This is a genomic window from Sulfitobacter sp. HI0027 (genome assembly GCF_001634775.1).
Taxonomy (GTDB): Bacteria; Pseudomonadota; Alphaproteobacteria; order Rhodobacterales; family Rhodobacteraceae; genus Sulfitobacter.
Genome location: NZ_LWER01000183.1, coordinates 87,824 through 108,607, shown reverse-complemented (window position 1 = coordinate 108,607; position 20,784 = coordinate 87,824). Strand labels below are relative to the sequence as shown.

The 20,784-nt window shown below is 62.9% G+C and carries 26 protein-coding genes; 9 read left to right on the top strand and 17 right to left on the bottom strand.

The window, feature by feature from the left end:
* Positions 1-10: 10 nt before the first annotated feature.
* The 5 genes from A3722_RS11955 to A3722_RS11935 all read right to left on the bottom strand — a co-directional run bounded on the left by A3722_RS11955 (position 11) and on the right by A3722_RS11935 (position 5,890).
* A complete protein-coding gene (locus A3722_RS11955; protein WP_067623239.1) occupies positions 11-577 on the bottom strand; it encodes a poly-gamma-glutamate hydrolase family protein in 567 nt (188 codons plus the stop codon).
* A 30-nt stretch (positions 578-607) separates the two neighbouring features.
* Positions 608-1,543: a class II glutamine amidotransferase gene (locus A3722_RS11950; RefSeq protein WP_067623243.1), complete on the bottom strand. Its 936-nt coding sequence runs from the start codon at positions 1,541-1,543 to the stop codon at positions 608-610.
* A gap of 241 nt (positions 1,544-1,784) precedes the next feature.
* Positions 1,785-2,072 carry an SH3 domain-containing protein gene (locus A3722_RS11945; RefSeq protein ID WP_067623246.1) on the bottom strand — a complete coding sequence of 96 codons (288 nt, stop codon included), beginning with the start codon at positions 2,070-2,072 and terminating at the stop codon, positions 1,785-1,787.
* Between the two features lie 61 nt (positions 2,073-2,133).
* Entirely contained in the window at positions 2,134-4,533 is a 2,400-nt protein-coding gene (locus A3722_RS11940; RefSeq protein WP_236627397.1) for a hybrid sensor histidine kinase/response regulator, read from the bottom strand.
* Between the two features lie 208 nt (positions 4,534-4,741).
* Positions 4,742-5,890, bottom strand: a complete 1,149-nt coding sequence (locus tag A3722_RS11935) for an alpha-D-ribose 1-methylphosphonate 5-triphosphate diphosphatase (RefSeq protein WP_067623254.1) — start codon at positions 5,888-5,890, stop codon at positions 4,742-4,744.
* 47 nt (positions 5,891-5,937) lie between these two features.
* Here A3722_RS11935 and A3722_RS11930 point away from each other — a divergent pair, with 47 nt between their 5' ends.
* Positions 5,938-6,615, top strand: coding sequence for a DUF1045 domain-containing protein (locus A3722_RS11930; protein ID WP_067623256.1), 678 nt, complete (start codon positions 5,938-5,940; stop codon positions 6,613-6,615).
* Here the strand turns inward: A3722_RS11930 and phnN are convergent.
* The 7 genes from phnN to phnG form a co-directional block, all read right to left on the bottom strand.
* Positions 6,591-7,139 (bottom strand): phosphonate metabolism protein/1,5-bisphosphokinase (PRPP-forming) PhnN, encoded by a 549-nt coding sequence (phnN, locus tag A3722_RS11925; protein WP_067623260.1) that lies wholly within the window; start codon positions 7,137-7,139, stop codon positions 6,591-6,593. The genes A3722_RS11930 and phnN overlap by 25 nt on opposite strands.
* Positions 7,136-7,819 carry a phosphonate C-P lyase system protein PhnL gene (phnL, locus tag A3722_RS11920; RefSeq protein WP_067623263.1) on the bottom strand — a complete coding sequence of 228 codons (684 nt, stop codon included), beginning with the start codon at positions 7,817-7,819 and terminating at the stop codon, positions 7,136-7,138. Before phnL ends, phnN begins: the two co-directional genes overlap by 4 nt.
* 71 nt (positions 7,820-7,890) lie before the next feature.
* The gene (phnK, locus tag A3722_RS11915) at positions 7,891-8,661 is read right to left on the bottom strand and encodes a phosphonate C-P lyase system protein PhnK (protein WP_007117460.1); all 771 of its coding nucleotides are present in this window, start codon (positions 8,659-8,661) and stop codon (positions 7,891-7,893) included.
* Positions 8,658-9,527, bottom strand: a complete 870-nt coding sequence (locus tag A3722_RS11910; protein WP_067623308.1) for an alpha-D-ribose 1-methylphosphonate 5-phosphate C-P-lyase PhnJ — start codon at positions 9,525-9,527, stop codon at positions 8,658-8,660. Before A3722_RS11910 ends, phnK begins: the two co-directional genes overlap by 4 nt.
* 47 nt (positions 9,528-9,574) lie before the next feature.
* Complete coding sequence (locus A3722_RS11905) at positions 9,575-10,678, bottom strand: carbon-phosphorus lyase complex subunit PhnI (RefSeq protein ID WP_067623268.1); 1,104 nt, start codon at positions 10,676-10,678, stop codon at positions 9,575-9,577.
* Complete coding sequence (gene phnH / locus A3722_RS11900) at positions 10,678-11,238, bottom strand: phosphonate C-P lyase system protein PhnH (RefSeq protein ID WP_067623271.1); 561 nt, start codon at positions 11,236-11,238, stop codon at positions 10,678-10,680. Before phnH ends, A3722_RS11905 begins: the two co-directional genes overlap by 1 nt.
* Entirely contained in the window at positions 11,238-11,696 is a 459-nt protein-coding gene (gene phnG, locus A3722_RS11895; protein ID WP_067623274.1) for a phosphonate C-P lyase system protein PhnG, read from the bottom strand. Before phnG ends, phnH begins: the two co-directional genes overlap by 1 nt.
* Before the next feature lie 101 nt (positions 11,697-11,797).
* On the opposite strand from phnG, the gene phnF reads away from it, so the two are divergent.
* On the top strand, positions 11,798-12,511 hold the full coding sequence (phnF, locus tag A3722_RS11890) for a phosphonate metabolism transcriptional regulator PhnF (protein ID WP_067623277.1): 714 nt from the start codon (positions 11,798-11,800) through the stop codon (positions 12,509-12,511).
* A 9-nt stretch (positions 12,512-12,520) separates the two neighbouring features.
* Here the strand turns inward: phnF and phnE (A3722_RS11885) are convergent, their stop codons facing one another.
* The 4 genes from phnE (A3722_RS11885) to phnC form a co-directional block, all read right to left on the bottom strand.
* A complete protein-coding gene (gene phnE, locus A3722_RS11885) occupies positions 12,521-13,756 on the bottom strand; it encodes a phosphonate ABC transporter, permease protein PhnE (RefSeq protein WP_236627398.1) in 1,236 nt (411 codons plus the stop codon).
* 65 nt (positions 13,757-13,821) lie between these two features.
* A complete protein-coding gene (phnE, locus tag A3722_RS11880) occupies positions 13,822-14,700 on the bottom strand; it encodes a phosphonate ABC transporter, permease protein PhnE (RefSeq protein WP_067623282.1) in 879 nt (292 codons plus the stop codon).
* Between the two features lie 73 nt (positions 14,701-14,773).
* Positions 14,774-15,682, bottom strand: a complete 909-nt coding sequence (phnD, locus tag A3722_RS11875) for a phosphonate ABC transporter substrate-binding protein (RefSeq protein WP_067623285.1) — start codon at positions 15,680-15,682, stop codon at positions 14,774-14,776.
* Between the two features lie 45 nt (positions 15,683-15,727).
* Positions 15,728-16,522 carry a phosphonate ABC transporter ATP-binding protein gene (gene phnC, locus A3722_RS11870; RefSeq protein ID WP_067623287.1) on the bottom strand — a complete coding sequence of 265 codons (795 nt, stop codon included), beginning with the start codon at positions 16,520-16,522 and terminating at the stop codon, positions 15,728-15,730.
* A 434-nt stretch (positions 16,523-16,956) separates the two neighbouring features.
* Here phnC and A3722_RS11865 point away from each other — a divergent pair, with 434 nt between their 5' ends.
* From A3722_RS11865 to A3722_RS11850, 6 genes are all read left to right on the top strand, one after another.
* Positions 16,957-17,211 carry a hypothetical protein gene (locus A3722_RS11865; protein WP_067623293.1) on the top strand — a complete coding sequence of 85 codons (255 nt, stop codon included), beginning with the start codon at positions 16,957-16,959 and terminating at the stop codon, positions 17,209-17,211.
* Positions 17,208-17,969 carry a ChaN family lipoprotein gene (locus A3722_RS11860; RefSeq protein ID WP_201722022.1) on the top strand — a complete coding sequence of 254 codons (762 nt, stop codon included), beginning with the start codon at positions 17,208-17,210 and terminating at the stop codon, positions 17,967-17,969. The genes A3722_RS11865 and A3722_RS11860 overlap by 4 nt, the downstream gene beginning before the upstream one ends.
* Positions 17,970-17,980: 11 nt before the next feature.
* Positions 17,981-18,298 (top strand): antibiotic biosynthesis monooxygenase family protein, encoded by a 318-nt coding sequence (locus tag A3722_RS11855; RefSeq protein ID WP_067623295.1) that lies wholly within the window; start codon positions 17,981-17,983, stop codon positions 18,296-18,298.
* Between the two features lie 163 nt (positions 18,299-18,461).
* The gene (locus A3722_RS24300; RefSeq protein ID WP_161487453.1) at positions 18,462-18,638 is read left to right on the top strand and encodes a hypothetical protein; all 177 of its coding nucleotides are present in this window, start codon (positions 18,462-18,464) and stop codon (positions 18,636-18,638) included.
* Positions 18,639-18,643: 5 nt separating this feature from the next.
* Positions 18,644-18,808: a hemin uptake protein HemP gene (locus tag A3722_RS23300; protein ID WP_082849466.1), complete on the top strand. Its 165-nt coding sequence runs from the start codon at positions 18,644-18,646 to the stop codon at positions 18,806-18,808.
* A gap of 126 nt (positions 18,809-18,934) precedes the next feature.
* Positions 18,935-19,363, top strand: a complete 429-nt coding sequence (locus tag A3722_RS11850) for a YqaA family protein (protein ID WP_067623302.1) — start codon at positions 18,935-18,937, stop codon at positions 19,361-19,363.
* A gap of 3 nt (positions 19,364-19,366) precedes the next feature.
* Here the strand turns inward: A3722_RS11850 and A3722_RS11845 are convergent, their stop codons facing one another.
* Positions 19,367-19,888, bottom strand: a complete 522-nt coding sequence (locus A3722_RS11845; RefSeq protein WP_067916149.1) for a cell wall hydrolase — start codon at positions 19,886-19,888, stop codon at positions 19,367-19,369.
* 184 nt (positions 19,889-20,072) lie between these two features.
* On the opposite strand from A3722_RS11845, the gene A3722_RS11840 reads away from it, so the two are divergent.
* A complete protein-coding gene (locus A3722_RS11840) occupies positions 20,073-20,762 on the top strand; it encodes a UTRA domain-containing protein (protein WP_067628524.1) in 690 nt (229 codons plus the stop codon).
* The last annotated feature ends 22 nt before the right edge of the window (positions 20,763-20,784 follow it).

Here is a 20,784-nt window from a genome sequence, read left to right as displayed (position 1 = left end):
CCGCCTTTGGCTAAAGCGCCCCGCGCACCGCCAGACAAAACCTCTCTAACATATCCGCATCCTCGGCGAGGGCACGCCGCAGCGACCGAGGCAGTTCAAGCTGCACCCCCTCGCCAGAGCGGGTGCGGTTGCAGATGTTCGTCTCATGCACGCCGGGCAGGGTGGTGTTGGGTGCCGCGTCAAACCCCGCGTCGCGCAGGGCCGCGCCGATGGCATCGCGTAGCGCCTCGGCGCGCCCACCAAGCCAGACCGTTTCGGTGCCATCATCCTTGCGGCCATGGATCGCCACGGCGACCTGCGCGCTTGCCACAAGTTCCAACGCCTGCGGCTCATCAAAATGGTGCGAGGTGATGTGGAAATCCCCATGCGCCCCGGCCTTCAGCGCCTCGAACAAATAGTAGGAATAGTCGCTTCCCGCGATGGCCTCGGCGATCAGGCTGGTCTCAGGCTCAATCGTACCGCCGTGGGGCGCGATGATGATCACCGCGCTGCCTCGATCCTCGGCGCGTATCTGGTAATCATCATCGCGCAGCATCTCGGCAGAGAGGTCGGCATAGTTCTGGAAACGATCCGTCATGATATGGCTCCTATCGGCTGGGGAGGGCGATCAAACGTCGAGCTTGCGCACCGTTTTGGAGATAAGCCCGTCTTTCCGCTCCAGAAACACGATCTCGCCAAACTCGATTTCCTGCCATTCATCCCCATCTTCGGTCAGCGGCTCGGAGGCAAAAATCGCCGATTCGGCTTCGCCCTCGGGGCAGGGGTCGACCTTATAGGAGTCCGCATGATCCTCAAAGTTCGCGCCTGTCAGTATATAGACCGGTTCAAGCAGCATAGAGAGGGGTAAGTCCTCGTCGCGCAGTTTCTTCCAGTCGCCGGTCACATCGGTCTCGCCGTCATGCCCGCAGCCATAGTTTACGCCGATAATACGATCTGAACTGACAAGCGCGATTTTTAGCTTGGTCAATGCCGCCAGATCAAGTTTTCGCGCGGCCTCACAAATGACCCGCAATAGTTTTTCAAATCCGCGCTGCACATCGTCATCGCTGTCGCCTTCCAGCAATGACAGCAGCAGCACATAAAGAAATTCCGTATCCGTCGTGCCGCGCATCTGGGTGAGGTATTGATCTTTGCAATGGGGCAGAAGTTCACGTTGCAACTGCCGCCAATGGGGCAGGGCACCGTTCTGCGCGATGATCCACGGGGTATGGTCAAAGGAAAACGGGTGGCAGTTTTCATCGGCCTGCACGACGCTGGCGTCATAAGAGGCCGCGCGGATATGCGACAGCATCGTATGGGCCTGTAGGCTGGGGATCAGGGTCTTGGCATTGTCGTCGTGAAAGGCCGCTTTGGGCCGGTGATAAAGCAGCGGCGCGTCGGGTTTCAGCAGATGCGCGCTCCAGGCGGCGAAGCCCCAACCGGCCAGTTGCAGGCTGGGGTGAAGTTCCGGATCAAGGCTTTGGTTCAGCAGGCTGTTCTCTGGGGCAAGGAGCAGCGCCTCGATTGGCAGTTCAGGTCCGATATAGGCGAGGAAGCGGCACATGGTGTTCCTTACTCTTGAGATATTTCAGCGGTTTCACGAAGGGTGTAAAGGGCTGAGATAGAGCGGTGCACGCGGAAATCGACAGGTGGGCCGAACAGGGGGGGCGACAGGGGGCTTGCAGGGGGCGAATGCCCCACCCTGTCGACGACAGGCGCCGCCAACTGGGCTGGGGCGCGGTGGCTTGACCCAAGAGCGCCGCGGGCGGCACCAAATGCGCGCCGCCCGCAGTCTGACCTATAGATCAGACGTCAGAGATATAATCCGCCGAGACATAGCCCTGCACCTCTGGCGCATCGGCCAAGGACACCCGACACCAAAGCTGGCCAATCTCGGTCACGCAATCGCGGCGGTTCAAGATGGTGCCATCGGGCAGCCCCATGATGACCCCAAAATCAAGTCCCGGCCCAGACCGCAGCTTCAAAAGCTCATCCGGTCCGGTGCGGTGGACCATCACCTGATCGGCGGCGATGCCTGCGCAACCTGCGACGAAGATAAGGGTGGAAACTGCTGCGAATGTAATCCTGCGCATGATCTGCCTCTCTTTTGTTTTCTCACGTCATAGATCGAAAACCAGGCTGATCCTAGCCGCCTTATCCTGCCGGCTCTTTGCACTGCTCCAAGGCGCGCTTCAAAGAATGCTCGTCATAGGGTTTCATCAAGCTGACATAGCGCGCGGGCTCGGCCTCGCCTTCGGCATATTCTCGCGGATCGGCCCCCGAGGCGATGATGACCGTGATCTCGGGTCGCAGTTGCGTGACGTGCTGCACCAGATCCATGCCAGAGCCGTCGGGCAGGCCGAGATCGGTGAACATGATGTCGAACCGCTCGGCCTCAAGGCTGCGTTCGGCGGCGGCGACGCTGTCGGCTTCGGTCACGGCATAGCCCAGATCGGCAAGCATATCCGCGGTCGCCATGCTGATCAGCGCGTCATCTTCGACCAGCAAGACCTTGAGCGCGTCATCAGGGGCGCTGTGCGCGTCATCCTGCGCCACGTGGGCGGCATCGGTGCTGGATTGGCGAGAGAGAATCTCATGAATTTTCAGCGCCAGCCGCTCGCGGGTGTAGGGCTTGCTCAGCAGGTCGACCCCTTCGTCCAGCCGCCCGGCGTGGACAATCGCGTTTTGGGTATAGCCCGAGGTAAAGAGCACGCCGACATTCGGCAGATGCGCCTTGGTCTCGCGGGCAAGCTCGGGGCTGCGGATTTTGCCGGGCATGACCACATCGGTGAACAGCAGGTTGATCTTCACCCCGCTTTTGACGATTGCCAACGCGCTATCGGCATTCTCGGCGGTGAGCACGCCATAGCCAAGATCGCGCAGCTGATCGACGGCGGTTTCGCGCACGGCGGCGTCGTCTTCGACCACAAGGATCACCTCACCGCTGCCGGTGGGCGTTTCGGTTGCGGCAGGCAGCGGGGCGCTTTCTTCCTGGCGCTGCGTGCGCGGCAGATAGACCCGCACGGTCGTGCCTTGGTTCTCTTCGCTGTAGAGTTTGATATGCCCGCCGGACTGTTTGATGAAGCCGTAAACCATGCTGAGGCCAAGCCCCGTGCCTTCGCCCGTGTCTTTGGTGGTGAAGAAGGGATCAAAGACCTTTTCCATGATCTCCGGTGCGATGCCTGCGCCGGTATCGGTGATCGCCAGCATGACATATTGGCCGGGGGCCACATTCGGGTGACTTTGGGCATAGGCGTCGTCAAGGGCGGCGTTGCCCACTTCGATTGTCAGCTTGCCATGGTGGGCCATCGCGTCGCGCGCGTTGATCGCAAGGTTCAGGATCACGTTTTCCAACTGCGCCGGATCGACAAGACAGTTCCACAGCCCGCCCGAGATCACCGTTTCGACCTCGATCCCTTCGCCAAGGGTGCGGCGCAACATGTCGTCCATGCCCCGCACCAATCGGCCAAGGTTTTGCGGCTTCGGCTCCAAGGGTTGCTGCCGACCAAAGGCGAGCAGCTGCGCGGTCAGCTTTGCGCCGCGCGACACACCCGCCATGGCGTTGTCGACAAACCGCCGCTTGGCGTCGACCTCGGCCAGTTCCTTTGACAAAAGCTGAAGGTTGCTGCCCACCACCTGAAGCAGGTTGTTGAAATCATGCGCGATGCCGCCAGTGAGTTGGCCCACGGCTTCCATCTTTTGCGCCTGTACCAACTGCGCCTCAAGCCGGTCCCGTTCGGCCATGGCCTCTTCGACCTTGGTTTTCAGCGCGTTGTTGAACTCAATTTCGGCATTGCGTGCGCGCAGTTCCTCGCGCAGGTCGCGGACCTCGATCACGGTGCCCACGGTTTTGCCGGTCTCATCCTTCATCGGCGAGGCGGTGAAGCCCACGGGATAGAAACTGCCGTCCTTATGGACAAAGGTTTCCTCACCCTGCGTCTGGTGGTTTTCCGGAAAAGCGCGGTCGATGGCGCAGTCTTCGATCGGGAAATGCCGCCCGTCGGGGTGGGTGTGGTGGATCACATCATGCAGCGGTCTTTTGACGGTTTCCTCGAATTTATAGCCGGTCAACTCTTCGGCTGCGCGGTTCATAAAGACGCATTGCTGTTTGTCGTCCATCATGAAGATGGCCATCGTAGTGTTGCTCAGGATCGCGTCCAGCCGGGCCGAGACTTTGGTCAGCGCCGCGTTGGTCTCTTTCTGTTTGGTGATGTCCTGAATGGCCGCATAAAGGACCTTTTCGCCTTCGGTTGAGATCAGCTGCAAATGGGTCAGAACGCAATACCGCGAGCCGTCCTTGCGCTGGTGGACCGTCTCATATTCAATCGTTGTCGTCTTGCCGTTGACCAGCGGCTCAACGAGGTCCAGAAACGCCTCGCGCGACAGTTCGGGCTTGATGTCCCACGCCGCCATGCCGCGCAGCTCTTCCATCGAATAGCCAAGGTTCTCCCGCGCGCCGCGATTGGCGAGGGTGAAGGTAAAGTCTTCGACTGAAAACAGGTAAACTTCGCTTGCCGCGTCTTCTACGATCTGCCCAAGGCGATCACTCGCCAATCTCAATGCTTCTTGCACCATTTTCCTCAAGCTTGTCGGTCGCTGGACCCGGCTAAATTCGACCTGCAAGTTGCAGGGTATTTGTAACCTAGTCTTATGAAGCGGCAAGACGAGCGCAAAAAGCACATTCTTTCAAGGGGCGGGTTTTCGCGCAGAAAAACGCGGGCCAGCACCCGCCAAGCTGGCGGATGCCGTAGAGGATGAGAGGCTACGCGACGCGATGGCCCATGGCGTAGACCGACCGCAGGATCGGCGCGTCTTTCATCACCTCGAACAGGATCAGATCAGCCCGCGCGCCCAAGGCGATCTCGCCCCGGTCGGTCAGGGCTACGTGATGCGCGGGCGTGCGAGTGACGGTCGCCAGCCCCCGCGCCATATCGCCCCATAGATTGCCCAGTTGCACCGCCCCCAGCAGCAGGGCCGCGGGGACATAATCCGACGACAGGATGTCCAGCAAGTCCAGTTCCGCCAATTCCTTTGCCGCCACATTGCCCGAATGCGACCCGCCGCGCACGAGGTTCGGCGCGCCCATGATCGTTGCGATGTCTTGGGCGTGACAGGCCTCTGCCGCCGCGCGGGTGGTGGGGAATTCGGCCAAGCGCACGCCATGAGCGTGGCTGGTCGCGACCTGCTCGGCCGTGGTGTCATCATGGCTGGCCAGCGCCGCGCCATAGCGCGCCGCCGCCGCCACCGCTGCCGCCTCATGTTTCGCGCCCAGCCGTTCTTGCAGCCCATGCAGGAAGGTGACGTAATCGCCGAAATCCTCACGGGGCAGACCGTTCTTGCCGCAGACGTAATCCTCGAACTTTTGCACATCGCGGAATTGCCGCTGGCCCGGCGTGTGATCCATCAGGCTAACGATGCCGACTTTGTCGTCGGGGCCAAACTCGGCCAGTTCTTCCACCAGCGTTTCCGAACAGATCTCGGCCCGCAGGTGGATATGGTGGCTGATCGCCAGCGCCCCGCTGTCGCGCATCGTCAGGATTTCATCGGCCATGTCGCGGGCGTATTTCCCGTAGCGTTTGCGCCTTTCGTCCGACAGGATCGACCCCACCCGGATCGCGTCGAAAACCGTGGTGATCCCGGTGCCCGCCAACTCGCGGTCATGGGCGATGATCGCCGCGCGGTGCGGCCAGTCGACCTTGGGGCGCGGCTTCATGTGGCGCTCAAGGTTGTCGGTGTGGAGTTCGACCAGCCCGGGGGCGAGGTAGCCGCCCTCGCAATCGACCGCTCCTTTGGGCAGGGCGGTGCCTTCCGCGATATCGGCGATCACCCCGTCACGCAGCACCACGCTGCCGGGGATCACCGCATCGGGCAGGATGATTTTGGCATTGGCGAGAATGGTTTCTTTTGTCATGTGAACGTCACGCTTGTTGCGCATCCATGGATGCAGGGAGAAGATGAATGAAGTTCGACCGCTACGCGATCTATTACACGCCGCAGGGCAGTTTGGCCGAGGCTGGGGCCGCTTGGCTGGGCTGGGATGTGGCGCGCGGGCAGGCCGTGGCGCATCCTGAAGTGGCCGCGCTGGACGTGGCCGCCCTGACCGAAACACCGCGCAAATACGGGCTGCATGCGACGATCAAGCCGCCTTTCGTTTTGGCCGAGGGGGCTACGGCTGACGGCCTGCAATCCGCGTTCGAGACATCGTGCACGCAGCTTGCCCCCGTCACGCTGGATGGTCTCAGCCTGACCCCGCTGGGCCGCTTTCTGGCGCTGACGCCTGAGGGGGGCACCGCCGCGCTCAACGCCATGGCCGCCGAGGTGGTGCGCGGCCTCGACACGTTCCGCGCGCCTCCTTCCGAAGCCGATCTGGCCCGCCGCCGCCAAGCCAACTTGACGCCTGCACAAGAGGCGAACCTCACCAAATGGGGCTATCCTTACGTGATGGAGGCGTTCCGCTTTCACATCACCCTGACCGGCAAGCTGCCCAAGGGCGATCTGCCGCAGGTCACCGCAGCGCTGGCCCCCTATATCACGCCGCATCTGCCGCAGCCCTTTATTCTGGACAGCCTGACGCTGGTGGGGCAGGCCGAAGACGGTATGTTCCACGAGGTTCACCGCGCCGCCCTCTCGGGATAGAGCGCCGCCAGCGCCTGCGCCACGGTCTGCTTGAGCGGGCCGGAGTTGTCGATCTCTATCGCCGCGATATGGTCGGGCAGGGCGCGGTCGGCCCGGGCTAGCCGTGCGGTGATTTCTGCTTCGGTTTCGCGCCCACGGCCCCGCAGCCGGTCCGCCAATACATCGGGCGAAGCGGTCAGCGACAGCACTTCGAACCGCGCAAACCGCATTTTGGCCTCGGTCAGCATGCTGCGAGAGAGGTTCGCCAGCACGTCGCGCCCCTCGGCCAGCGCCATTTCAACCGCGATGGGAATGCCATAACGTAGCCCATGCGCGGCCCAACTCAAGGCAAAGGCGCCCTCCGCTTCGAGCCGCAGAAACGCCGCCTCGCTGATCCCGTCGAAATCCTCGCCCCCGGCCTCACCGGGCCGGGTGATGGCGCGGCGGGCGAGGAAAAGGTCGGGCAGGGTTTCGGCCAGTCCTTCCATCACGCTGTCCTTGCCCACACCCGACGGGCCAACCACCGCGATAAAGCGCCCGCTCATGCGGCCAATCCGGGGGTGAAACGGGTCACATCCACCTCGCGGTCGCAGATTTGGTCGCGGGCGGCCTCATCATGGAAGATGCCCAAGATCGCCGTGCCGCGGGCCTTGGCTTCTTCGATCAGCGCCAGCACCGTAGCGCGGTTGGTGGCATCAAGGCTCGCCGTCGGCTCATCCAGCAGCAAGACGGGGTAGGGGTGCGCAAAGCCGCGCGCGATGTTCACGCGCTGCTGCTCCCCGCCGGAAAAGGTCGTGGGGCTGAGCTGCCAGAGGCGTTCGTGGATGTTGAGCTGCGCCAGCAGTTCTCCGGCCCGCGTCCGTGCGTCGGCTTCGCTGCTGCCCACCGCCCGGAGCGGCTCGGCCACCACATCAAGCGTCGCCACCCGTGGCACGACGCGCAGGAACTGGCTGACATAGCCCAGCACATGGCGGCGTAACTCCAGTATCTCGCGCGGGGCGGCTTGGGCGACATCCAGATCGCCCACCATGACCCGGCCCGAGGCGGTCAGGTAGTTGCCATAGATCATCCGCATCAGCGTCGATTTCCCGGCCCCCGACGCTCCGGTCAGCGCCACGCATTCGCCGCGTGCCACGGTCAATTCACCGCCACGCATCACCGGGATCACCGCCGCACCTTGGTTGTGCAGGGTGAAGGATTTGCTTACATTTTCCACGCGTATCATGGGTTTAACCTTGTTTAACCTATTGTTAACGTTTGTCCTTTGTTTCGCGTGCGAAACATTTCCCTGCACCGTCAAACCTGTAGCACGCTAGAGACCAAAAGCTGCGTATAGCCATGCTGCGGGTCGTCCAAGACTTGATCCGTCAGCCCGGTTTCCACCACATGGCCGTCCTTCATCACCATCAGCCGATCTGCCAGCAGCCGCACCACCGCCAGATCATGGGTCACGATGATCGCGCTCAGCCCCATCTCGCGCACAAGCCCGCGCAGCAGGTCGAGCAGCCGCGCTTGCACGCTCACGTCCAGCCCGCCGGTGGGTTCGTCCATGAATACCAATCGTGGCCCGGTCACGAGGTTGCGGGCAATCTGTAAGCGCTGCTGCATCCCGCCAGAGAAGGCCGAAGGCCGGTCGTCGATCCGGTCTTCGTTGATCTCCACCCGGCCCAGCCAATCGGTGGCGCTGGCGCGGATGTCGCCGTAATGCCGTGCGCCAACGGCCATCAGCCGCTCGCCCACATTGCCGCCTGCGCTGACGTTCATGCGCAGCCCGTCGCGAGCGTGTTGGTGGACAAAGGCCCAATCTGTGCGCGACAGCATCCGGCGCTCCGGCTCGCTCATCGTCACCGTGTCGCGCAGGCCATCGGCGCGGGTGTCGAAACGCACCGCCCCGCGATCCGGGGTCAGATGCCCCGCCAGCGTGTTCAGCAGCGTCGACTTGCCCGAGCCGCTTTCCCCGACGATGCCCATCACCTCACCGGGGTAGAGGTCAAAGCTGACATCAGTGCAGCCGATCCGCGCGCCATAGAATTTCGCGATGTTTTCAACTTGCAGCAAAGGAGTCATGCCATGCCCTCCAAGGTAGGTGCCGCATCCGCGCCGCGATGCCCGGCGGCCTGACGGGCCGCGCAATAATCGGTGTCGGAGCACATGAACAAACGCCCGCCTGCGTCATCGACGATCAACTCATCCAGATAGCTGTCCTCGGCCCCGCAAAGGCCGCAGGGGTGGTCTGCCTTGCTGGCCTCAAAGGGGTGGTCCTCGAAATCCAGCGACACGACCTGCGTATAGGGTGGCAACGCATAGATCCGCTGCTCGCGCCCTGCGCCGAAGAGTTGAACCGCGGCCATTTCCAGTTTCGGATTGTCGAATTTCGGGATCGGCGAGGGGTCCATCACATAGCGCCCCTCGACCTTGACCGGATAGGCATAGGCCGTGGCAATCGCACCATGCTGGGCGATATCTTCGTAGAGTTTCACATGCATCAGCCCGTATTCCTCCAGCTCGTGCATTTTGCGGGTCTCTACTTCCGAAGGTTCAAGAAAACGCAGCGGTTCGGGGATCGGCACCTGATAGACCAACACCTGATCCTCGCGCAGCGCGGCTTCGGGGATGCGGTGGCGGGTTTGGATGACGCTGGCCTCGGTCGTGGCCTCGGTCACCGCAACGCCAGCCGTCTTTTGAAAAAAGCGGCGGATTGAGACGGCGTTGGTCGTGTCGTCCGCCCCTTGGTCGATCACCTTGAAGGTATCCTCGGGCGTCAGCACGGCGGCGGAGACCTGCACCCCTCCGGTGCCCCAACCGTAAGGCATTGGCATCTCGCGGCTGGCAAAGGGCACCTGATAGCCGGGGATCGCCAACCCTTTCAGGATCGCGCGGCGGATCATCCGTTTGGTCTGCTCGTCCAGATAGGCAAAATTGTAGTCGTTCATGCCCCGGTCCTCATGCCTGTCTTGGTCACTCTGTGTCATGGCAGGGCTCATTCTGCGGCCTCCCGGGGCGCGTCTTGGGACGCCGCTGTCGCCTCGCGGCGCAGCTTGCGGATCAGTTCAAGCTCGGATTGGAAATCGACATAATGGGGCAGTTTAATATGCTCCAAGAACCCCGTCGCTTGGATGTTGTCGGCGTGATAGAGCACGAATTCCGCGTCCTGCGCAGGCGCGCCGAGGTTGTCTTCCCCCAACTCCTCCCAACGCAGGGCCCGGTCCACCAGCGCCATGGAGATCGCCTTGCGCTCAGACATGCCGAAGACCAGCCCATAGCCGCGGGTGAACTGCGGCGGCTCGGTCTTGGAGCCTGCAAATTGGTTCACCGTCTCACATTCGGTCAGCTCAACTTCGCCGATCTCGATGGCGAAACCCAGTTCGGGGATGTCCATCTCGACCGCCACTTTGCCGATGCGCAGTTCCGCGACGAAGGCGTGGTTGCGCGCATAGCCGCGCTGCGTGGAGTAGGCCATGCCAAGCACGAAACCTTCGTCGCCGCGGGTCAGCGCTTGCAGCCGCAGGTCGCGGGTGGCGGGCAGTTCCAGCGGCTCGCGGGTCAGATCGCGCGGCGGGGTGCTGGTATCCGTGTCGCGCTGCATCAGCCCTTCGCGGTCGAGGAATTCCATGATGTGCGGCGTGTCTTTAGAAGGCTCGGCATCGGCCACTTCGGGCGCGGACGGCACCTCACCATCGGCGGCCAGTTTGAAATCAAGCAGCCGGTGCGTGTAGTCGAAGGTCGGCCCCAAAATCTGCCCGCCCGGCGCATCCTTGAAGGTGGCCGAGACGCGGCGGTCGCAGGCCATGGTGCCGGTGTCCATCGGGCGCGAGGCCCCGAAACGCGGCAGGGTGGTGCGATAGGCGCGGATCAAAAACACCGCTTCGATCAGATCGCCCCGCGCCTGTTTGATCGCCAGCGCGGCGAGGTCAGGGTCATAGAGCGAGCCTTCGGCCATCACCCGGTTCACCGCCAGCGTCATCTGCTCGCGAATTTGCGCGACGCTCAGTTCCGGCACGCTTGCGTCGCCGCGCCGTTCTTCGGCAAGCCATGCGTGAGCGTTGTCAATCGCCCGCTCGCCGCCTTTTACCGCTACATACATCAGGACACCTTTGTGCTTCGGGGCAGCGCCGCCAGACGGTCGCCGCAGGTGAAAATGAAATCCAAACCGCGCGGGAAGAGCGCCGCGTTTTGCTGGAAGGCGGCGCGTTCGGGCAGCGACAGCGCGGTGCGGTCTCTGATGCCGGGGCCGGTGAGGGTTGCGCCTTTGGCCTGTAGATCATCCACCTCGACGATCAGCGTTGCGGAACGGTCGGGGTAGGCGGCGGTCCCGAGGGGGAAGTCGCCGCGCGGCAGGTCGTCCCAAGCGCCTAAGGCGAAGTGCGCCGCATTGGCCGGGGCGAAGGGCGCGCCGGTGTGGAAGGTAATCCAGTCGCGCACTTCGGGCCGGTCAAAGCCGGGCGCGAGGTAGAGCGGCGTTTCGGGGTCGCAGAGTGTCAGCAAGACGACCCCGGCGGCGGTGGACAGGCCCGCAGGCGGTTCGGCCCCGGTCACGCTGTTGATCTCACCCGGTTTGGCCATGGCGTTCATCACCGCGCGAAAGGCGAAAGCGGCGTCTTTCGGCGCGTCGCGAAACCCGCCTGTCAGCGATAGGGTCTGCATCAGTCTTCTCCTCTGACCATGGTGAAAAAATCGACCTTGGTGGCGGCGGCTTTGGCGGCGCGGCGGGCGCGGCGTTGGCCCTCGATCTCGGCCAGTGGGTCGAGCAGTTTGCTGCGGACCTCATCGGCGGCATCACTTTGCATCAGGGCATCAACGAGGGCGGCTTGCAGCGCCTTGTCGCGGCTGCGGCCTTGGATATAGGCGTGGCCGTCAGGCCCATCCGCAAGCCGCACCGAACAGCGCGTGACCGACATTTCGCCCATGTTAAAGGCATCGCCCAGAGCGCCCATCCGGCCCCGCAGCATGACGCCACCGATCTCGGGCGCGCGGAGCAGGTCATGGGCTGGAACCGCGCCGTAGCGCGCCCAGAGCCGGGCCAGATCAGCGGCCTCGGCCCGCGCGAGCAGGCCCATCCAAGCCTGCCGATCGCGGGTCTTTTCTTTGATTTCAACCGTCATCTAGACACCTTGTGCATTTGTCTAATTTACTATACAACTATACAAGTATTAGCCGCTGGCCTCCCGCTGGCGCAAGCATGGATATGTGAAACTTCTGCGACATGGCCCGAACTGCGATCTGGAAAACCATCACCGCCACGCTCACCCATGACATCGCCACGGGGAAATACGCCCCCGGCGATCGGCTCCCGACCGAGGCGCAATTGGCGGCGCGTTTCGGGGTCAACCGCCATACGGTGCGCCGGGCGATCAGCGACATGAACGAGAGCGGGCTGACCTACAGCCGTCGCGGAGCGGGGGTCTTCGTGGCGCAGCGGCCCACGGATTACCCCATCGGCAAGAGGGTGCGGTTCCACCAGAACCTTGCTGCGGCGGGGCGGGTGCCAGCGAAGGAGATTTTGACGTTGGAGACGCGCGCAGCCTCAGCTCATGAGGCCGAGCAGCTTGGGCTGGAGGGTGAGGCGCTCGTGCATGTCTATGAGGGGCTGTCGCTGGCCGATGACCAGCCCATCGCGATTTTCCGCAGCCTGTTTCCTGCCGCGCGGTTCCCTGATCTGTTAAAAGCGCTTGAGACCAGCCGCTCGGTCACCTCGGCCTTGGCGCAGGGCGGGGTGGCAGATTACACCCGCGCCTCGACCCGGCTGACGGCGAAACTGGCCAATGCCACGCAGGCGCTGCATTTGCGGCTGACCGAAGGCGCGCCGATCTTGCGGTCTGCCGGGATCAACGTGGACCCGGAGGGTGTGCCGGTGGAATATGGGGTGACATGGTTCGCCGGGGACCGCGTGACGCTGACGCTGAACCCCGGCGATTGATGCGCGGCCTTAGTGACCCGCCTCGGTGCCCGCTATCAGCTTGCGGCGCAGCCAGCCCGAGAAGCTGTCCATCGCGATAACCATCAGGATGATCAGCACGATGTAATAGCTGACCTCCTCCCAATCCTTTTGAGTGATGATCGCTTGGGTCAGCAAAAGGCCGATCCCGCCCCCGGTGATCGCGCCGATGATGGTGGCAGAGCGGGTGTTGGACTCCAGATAATAGAGCATTTGGCTCAGCAGTACCGGGGTGATCTGTGGGATGACGCCAAAGCGGTAGCGTTGCACAGGTGCTGCCCCGGTGGAGGCGATGCCCTCGATCTGCTTGTCGTCCACATTCTCCAGCGCTTCGGAAAAGATTTTGCCGAAGGTGCCGGTATCGGTCAGCAGGATCGCCAGCGAGCCGGTCAGCGGGCCGGGGCCAAAGGCACGGGAGAGAACGATGGTCCAGATCAGCCCGTCGACACCGCGCAGGAAGTCAAAGAGCCGTCGCGCGGCGAAGCGCAGGCCGCCCAGAGGGGTGAAGTTCTTGGCCGCGAGGAACCCCAACGGCAGGGCAATCATCGCCGCGCCAAAGGTACCGAGAAAGGCCATCAGGACCGTCTCGACCAGCGCCCATGCCACATCGCCATGACGCCACATTTTGTTGGTCCAAAAATCCTGCCAGATCGCGCCGTATTCACCACTGCGCAGCAGCTCTAGCGGGGACATGCCGTGATAGGGGCTGTCGAGCGTGAAGAAGAACAGCTCCCACCCATTGAAATAGCGGAAAACCTCGGCCCGGTTGCGGGTGATCGTCAGGCGGCCTGCCTCCGTGGTTATGGCAAGGCGGTTTTTCGAGGCGTTGATCCAGTCAGGCAGGGGGCCGTCGGGCAGGGTTGCGTTGACGCCGCTGCGGCCCGGTGTGGCGGTGATCAGCCCGTAGCCCGGCACGTCATAGCGCACCTCTGGCCCCAGTTCGACGGTATGGCCGTTGCCCAGCTCGACGATAGAAGTCTCGCCTAAGGTGACCCAATCGGGGGCGGTGCCCGGCGCATAGCGGCCCTTGCGTTCGCCTTCGATGGCGATCTCCATCTCGCCATTGCGATTGTCGCGGGCGACATGGGTTTTGTAGCTGTAACTGTCGGCGACCAGCGTCTTCATGTTCGACACATTGATGCGATCGCCCAGCCCCGCCACGTCGAAGGCAAAGAAGACGTAGGTGAGATACACGAGGATCAGCACCGGAGCGGCAAGGCTCGCCATGCGCTTGCGGCGAAAGCTGCGGCTGGCGACCTGCTGCGCGGGGAGGGTGGAAGCGGTAAGGTCGGTCACAGGATGGCTCCCTTGTCCTTATAGGCGCGGCCATGGGTCAGCCGGTTACGGAAATGGCTTGAGACTTGGTCGACGATGATGATGGTGCCGAAGAGCAGCAGAAAGATCGCGGCTGCCTCATCGAATTTGCCTTGGCCCCAAGACATCGTGTTGCGCAGGTCATAGCCGATGCCGCCTGCGCCCACGAAGCCGAGGATGGCCGATGCGCGGATGTTCACCTCGAACCGCAGCAGCGCGTAGGAGAGGTAGTTGGGCGCGACCTGCGGCACGACGCCCAGCACCATGCGTTGCAGCCAGCCCGCCCCGACAGAGGCAAGGCCGTCGACGGGTTTGAGGGAGGCGTTCTCGTTCACCTCGGAAAAAAGTTTGCCAAGCGCGCCCACGGTATGCAGCGCGATGGCGATCATCGCAGGCACCGGGCCGCCGCCGAGCAGGAAGATCAGCACGAGGGCGACGACGATCTCAGGCACAGCGCGCAGCACGTCCAACAAACGGCGCAGGGGGCCGACGAGCCATGGGGCGGGGGCAAGGCCACGGGTGGCCAGCAGGGCGGCGAAGAACGCGAAAAGCGCACCGATCAGCGTCGCGGCCCCGGCGATGTTCACCGTCTCGATGAGAGAGGGGAGGTATTTGACGAAATAGCCGGGCAGCAGATGAATGCGCTCCCATGCCTCGCTCAGCACATCGGCGGGGAAATCAAAGACATTGGGCAGCCCGTTCCAGAACCCGCCAGCGTTGCGGGCATTGGCGGTGCCGAAACCGCCGATCAGCAGGGCGATGAAAACGACCAGCAGGATCATATTCATCACCCGCTTTTGTCGGGTATGGGCAAGGTAGTCCGCCGTGATCTGCGGCGCGGTGGTGGTCTGTTGCATCTGTCGTCCCCCTATGACGACAGGCCCCGACAATCGTTGCCGGGACCTGCCAGATGTCTTTTGCCCCTTAGGATCAGTTGGATTTCGCCTTGCGCGCTTCGACGATCGAGACATAGGCGTCATGGGCAATCGGATCGAAGCCAAGGCTCTCGCCCGCAGCCACGCCGTAAGCGCAATCGGCATCCATCTCGTGCAGCTCATCCACCAGTTGGGTCATGGTCGCTTTGACCTCTTCAGGCAGGTTTTTGCGCAGCACGACCGGGCCTTCGGGGATCGGCTTGGAGCGCCAGATTTCCACCAGATCGTTCATGTCGACAAGGCCCGCGTCCACGGCTTTGCGCAGCGCGCCGGAGTTATAGCCGTCTTCCCAATTGCCCTGACCGTCGGCCCATGTCACGCCGCCCGCCACATCACCGTTGTTGACCGCGACGATGGTCTGCTCATGCCCGCCGGTGAATTTCACTTCGCCGAAGTAGTCACCAGATTCCATGGTGGCACCGGTCGTCTGGGGGATTTCGATGGAAGGGATCAGGTAGCCGGAGGTGGAGTTCGGATCGCCAAAGCCAAAGACCTTGCCCTGCATGTCTTCAAGGCTGCCGATACCCGCATCTTTGCGCGCGAAGCCGATGGAGTGGTAGCCGTAGGAGCCATCAAGGTTGATCTTGACCAGCACCGGCTCAACCGCTTCGGGGTCTTGCAGGTGAACGGCGGCATAGGCCGAGGCACCGAGCCATGCCATGTCGAGCGTGCCGCCCAGCAAGCCTTGGATAACGCCGTTATAGTCGGCAGGGGCAAAGAGTTTGGCCGAAACGCCAAGGCGCTCTTCGGTGTAGCCGCGCAGACATTCGTAGGAGTTCATCCGGTCCTGCGCGTTTTCCCCGCCGAGGATGCCGATGCGAAATTCGGTGACATCTGCGGATTGAGCCAGTGCAGCGCCGGTCAGGGCCGTGGTTGCCAGTGCGGCGGCGATGAGCTTCTTCATTTTGTCGTCTCCAGTTTGAAAATATGCCCCTTGGGGCGGGTCGTGTCAGGCTGGCACCTTGTCCAGCGTTTCGATCTCGGTTGAGGTGGCGGCTTCGGAAAAGCTGCTGTCTGCGCCGTAGATTTCGCGGGCCATGCTGGTGGTCAGCTGCTCGGGCGTGCCGTCAAAGACGATCTTGCCGTCGCGCATCCCCACCACGCGGTCGCAGTAGCGGCGCGCGGTATCCAGCGTGTGAAGGTTGGCGATGACCATGCGGCCATCTTCCTCGTGGATGCGGCGCAGCGATTGCATCACCACCTGTGCGTTCATCGGGTCGAGGCTGGCAATGGGTTCATCGGCCAGAATGATCTGCGGGTCTTGCATCAGGGCGCGGGCGATGGCGACGCGCTGTTGCTGCCCGCCGGAAAGCGCCTCGGCCCGTTTCGGCGCGTGCTGCGCGATGCCCAGACGGTCGAGGATCTCAATCGCGCGGGTGATGTCGGCATCGGGGTAGAGGTTGAAGATGCTGCTCAGCGTCGAGCGGCGGTTGAGCGTGCCGTGCAGCACGTTCGATACCACATCCATCCGCGGGACGAGGTTGAACTGCTGAAAGATCATTGCGCATTCCGCCTGCCAGCCGCGCCGGGCGGCGCCGCGCAGGGCGGTCACATCGCGCCCTTGGAACAGGATCTGCCCCGAAGAGGAATCGGTCAGCCGGTTTAACATCCGCAGCAGCGTGGACTTCCCCGCGCCGGAGCGGCCGATGATCCCGATCATCTGCGGCTTGTCGACCTGCAGGTTGGCGCGGGCTACCGCTGTGTTCGCGCCGAATGTTTTGGTCAGTTCAGAAATGACGAGCATAAGTCCCCCGGGGTTTGCGGGGCGAGCTATCGCAGCGGTGAATGTCACGAATGTTTAAGTTTGACGAAGCTTTTGTAACGCGTGGCTTTTTCGGGAACGGCTGCCCAGGTGTGGGCGTTTGTGCTTGCTTTATAGGCGGTTGGACGGCGCGGCTGCCCCCGCGCGGGGCAGTGCGCAGGTTGGGGAATGTGCGGCGCGAGGGCCAGCCAACTTCAATAAAACAAGGGCCAGCCGAATAGAGCTTGCGGAACAAAGCCCCCGGATTAATGCTTTCTCTTACAGGGCGGTTCGGATAGGGCCGCATTGGGTCAGACCGCGCAGCCTCGCGCGGCGGACCGTACTATCTTTGGCCGGATCACCGGTCGCGCAGTGCCACCCAGCCGCGCCCCCTTCGGTGATACAGGCCCCCGACAAGCATCTAAAGGAGCGCGTTTATGGACGCCCAGATTATCGCATTTTTGATTCTGTTGCCGATCACATTGGTTTTTGTCTACGCAGGCATCCACGAATTCCGGCGCTACAAAAGCGAGGGCAAGGCGAACTATGGGCTGGTTTTCGATGAGGAAAGCGGCACCACCCATGTCAGCGGCATCGCCGAAGACGAAGACCCCTTTGACCCCGACGATTTTGACCCCAACGACTATAACGATCCCGAAGTGAAAACCGACGCGGATGAGCGCAAATCGTGAGCGGTAAGACCCGCAGCGCCGCTTTGCTACTCTGGCTCGCGCTGCCCGCGGGTGCCGACACCTCCGCCGAGATCGTGATCTTGGGGGAGGTGCATGACAACCCCCATGCCCATCTCGAACAGGCCGCCGCGCTGGAGACGCTGCGCCCCGCTGCCGTGGTGTTCGAGATGCTAACTGCCGCGCAGGGGGCAAAAGCCGATGCCGATCGCAGCCAGATCGCGCAGGCTTGGGCGGCAAGTGGTTGGCAGGATTTCGACATCTACGCGCCGATCTTCGATGCTTTGGGCGAGGCGCGGATCATCGGTGCCGCCGCCCCCCGCGAGGCGGTGCGCAGTGTGTATCTTGAGGGCGCAGCCGCGCTTTTCGGGCCGGAAGCGGCGCGCTTTGGCCTTGATCAACCGCTGCCCGACGATCAGCAGGCGGCCCGCATCGAGGTGCAGTTCGCCGCTCATTGCCGGGCCATGCCGCGCGACATGATGGGGGGCATGGTCGCCGTGCAACGCTACCGCGACGCCACATTCGCGCGCGCGGCGCTCGAAGCGCTTGAGACCTATGGCCCGCCCGTGGCCGTGATCACCGGCAACGGCCATGCCCGCACCGATTGGGGCATTCCCGCGCTGATCGCGCAAGCGGCCCCCGAGGTCACGACCCATGCCATCGGCTTTGTCGAAACACAGACAGAGATGCCATTTGACGAGACCCGCCTGATCCCGCCCACCAAGCGCGAAGACCCCTGTAACGCCCTGACCAAGAATTGAAGGACCCGCCCATGTACCTTGCCATGAACCGTTTCACCGTACTGCCCGAGAATGCCGCCGCATTCGAAGAGCTTTGGCTGAACCGCGAAAGCCATCTGAACGAGACGGAGGGGTTCGTGTCCTTCCACATGCTCAAGGGGCCGGAAGAGGAAGGGACGATCCTCTATGCCTCGCACACCATTTGGGAAAGCGAAGCGCATTTTCGGGCGTGGACCACCAGTGACGCCTTCCGCGCAGCGCATGCGCGGGCGGGGCAAACCCGCAAGCTGCACGAAGGCGCGCCACGGTTCGAGGGCTTTCAGACCATTCAGCAAATCGAAGCGGTCTGACGCGGGGCAGGCCGGGCCTTTCTATACTTGACTAAAATAATCGGATTAAGTAGCCGTTGTAAGAGCCCGGTATTTTGGCCGGGGTATGAACGACTTTACGCCGAAACTGTCCAAGCCACCGCGCGTCGGAAGCCCGGATGTCAATGGAAAGGAGCCCGCCCCCGTGAGGACACCCGTGACCACGCCCGAGCCAATGGCCCATGCCCGGCTACAGACTCAATCCAACAACAGCTGGCGCGATATCGCGCTTGGCAGCAACGATACCGCGCCCTGCGACGGCTTTGGCCTTGAGCACCTAATTGATCTGCAACGCGCCCGCCAGATGGGGGACGCAGGATGAGCCTGATGCAAAAGCTGCCCGATCCCTCGCCCGCAGGCCAACCGGTCGAAGACGCCGTGCATGATGCGCGTGCCTTGGTGCCCAATGGCTCGACGGCCAATATCGTGCTGGATGGCCAGACCTATACGCTGCGCATCACGCGGGCAGGGAAATTGATCCTGACGAAGTAGGCCGCGCGGCTGCTCAAGTGCGGCGCGGAACGCCTAAGGCGCGGCTGCGGCTTGCCCTGACGCCACGGCGTCATTACTGACGCGGCATGCCCGAACTCTTCGCCTTCCCTGTCCTTCGCCGCTGACATGCTGGCCCTGCTGAGCCTGTTCTTCGCGGCCCTGCTGGCGGCGACGCTGGTCCCCGCGCAATCCGAAGCGGTGCTTTTAGGGCTGATGTGGTCGGGTGCCCATGCCACGGCGCTGTTGTGGCTTGTGGCGACGCTGGGGAATGTGCTGGGCTCGGTGCTGAACTGGCTGCTCGGGCGCTACCTCAGCCATTTTGCCGATCACCGCTGGTTTCCCTTCTCGGCGCGGCAGATGGCGCGGGCCTCTGGCTGGTATCAACGCTGGGGCTATTGGAGCCTGCTGGCCAGTTGGGTGCCGATCATCGGCGATCCGCTAACCTTGGCCGCGGGCATGATGCGCGAACCGCTCTGGCGCTTCTTGCTGATTGTCACCCTTGCCAAAGGCGGGCGTTATCTGGTGCTGATCCTGCTCGCGCGCGGGGTTCTGTGACGCTCAGAGCGGGGTGATCCCTTCGAGCGGCGGCAGCGGGTTGGGCGTGGTCACAAGGGCCGGACGGCGCTTTTCGTAAAAGGCATTGCCGCCTGCGGTCACCACGTAATGCATGTTGTTGTAATTGGCATTGTACCACGCGGCGTGGAAGAATTTCGCGCGGGTGACCTTGGGGTGCCGCTCACCTTGAAGCACCGCCAGCGCCGTGGCGCGGGCCAATGGGGCCCCGCGGTCACTCATCGGTTTCGTCATCACGCCCGGAGCGAACTGATTGCGCTGGCCGACCACCCCGCAGACCGTATCGGGGAAGGCTTCGGAATGGACGCGGTTCAGCACCACCGTGCCCACGGCGACCATCCCGTCGCGGCTGGAGCGGTTGGATTCGAAATACATCGCCCGCGCCATACACTCCAACTCATCCCCCTGAACCGTGACCACCTCGGTCTGTTTCGCACCGCAGGCGGCGAGCAGGCCAAGGCCAAGCATCAGGGCGGCGGTGCGGATTTTCGGGGGCTGAACGCGCATGGGCGGCCTTTCTGGGTGAGGGGGCAGGTGGCGCGTAATTTTCCAGCAAACGCGGGGCGAGGCAAGACCCGCGCCCGCGCTCAGGCGGTTTCTCTCCGGGCGGGGCGCGCGGGGGCGCTTGGGCTGACGATTGATCTAGTGTAATGCTTGATAAAATAGTCATGAACCCAGCAGGGCCGTTCTTATGAAAGTCACCTACCGGGATGTGAAAACCGACATCCTGTCAAAGATCACCAAGGGCGAATGGCCTCTGGGCAGTCTTGTGCCCAATGAGGTCGATTTGGCCGAGACCTATGGCTGCGCCCGCGCGACGGTCAACCGCGCCATGCGCGAATTGGCCGACGAGGGGTTTATCGAGCGCCGCCGCAAGGCCGGGACACGGGTGCGGATGGCCCCGGTACGGCAGGCGCGCTTCGACATTCCGCTGGTCCGGGCCGAGATCGAAGAGAAGGGCGCTGATTATCGCTATTCGCTGGTGAGCCACGCGGTCGAGCCTGCGCCGGACTGGCTCCGCGCGCGCCTGAAACTGACCGCAGGCAGCGAGGCGCTGCATCTGGTCTGTATGCATTACGCCGATGGCGATCCCTATCAATATGAAGACCGCTGGATCAACCTTGCGACCCTGCCGCAGGCGCGGGAGGAGGATTTCGCAGCGGTGGGGCCGAACGAATGGCTGATCTCGGCGATACCCTTTTCGGATGTGGAAATCAGCCTCTCCGCCGGTTTGGCAGATCAGCGGCTGAGCGAGTATCTCGCCTGCGCCCTGGGTAATCCGGTTTTCACGGTTGAGCGGTCGACATGGTGGGAGGGGCAGGCGGTGACCTATGTGCGGCTGTCCCATCGCCCCGGTCACCGTCTGACGACCCGTTATTGATGTGCCGCCGCCCGAGGGCAGC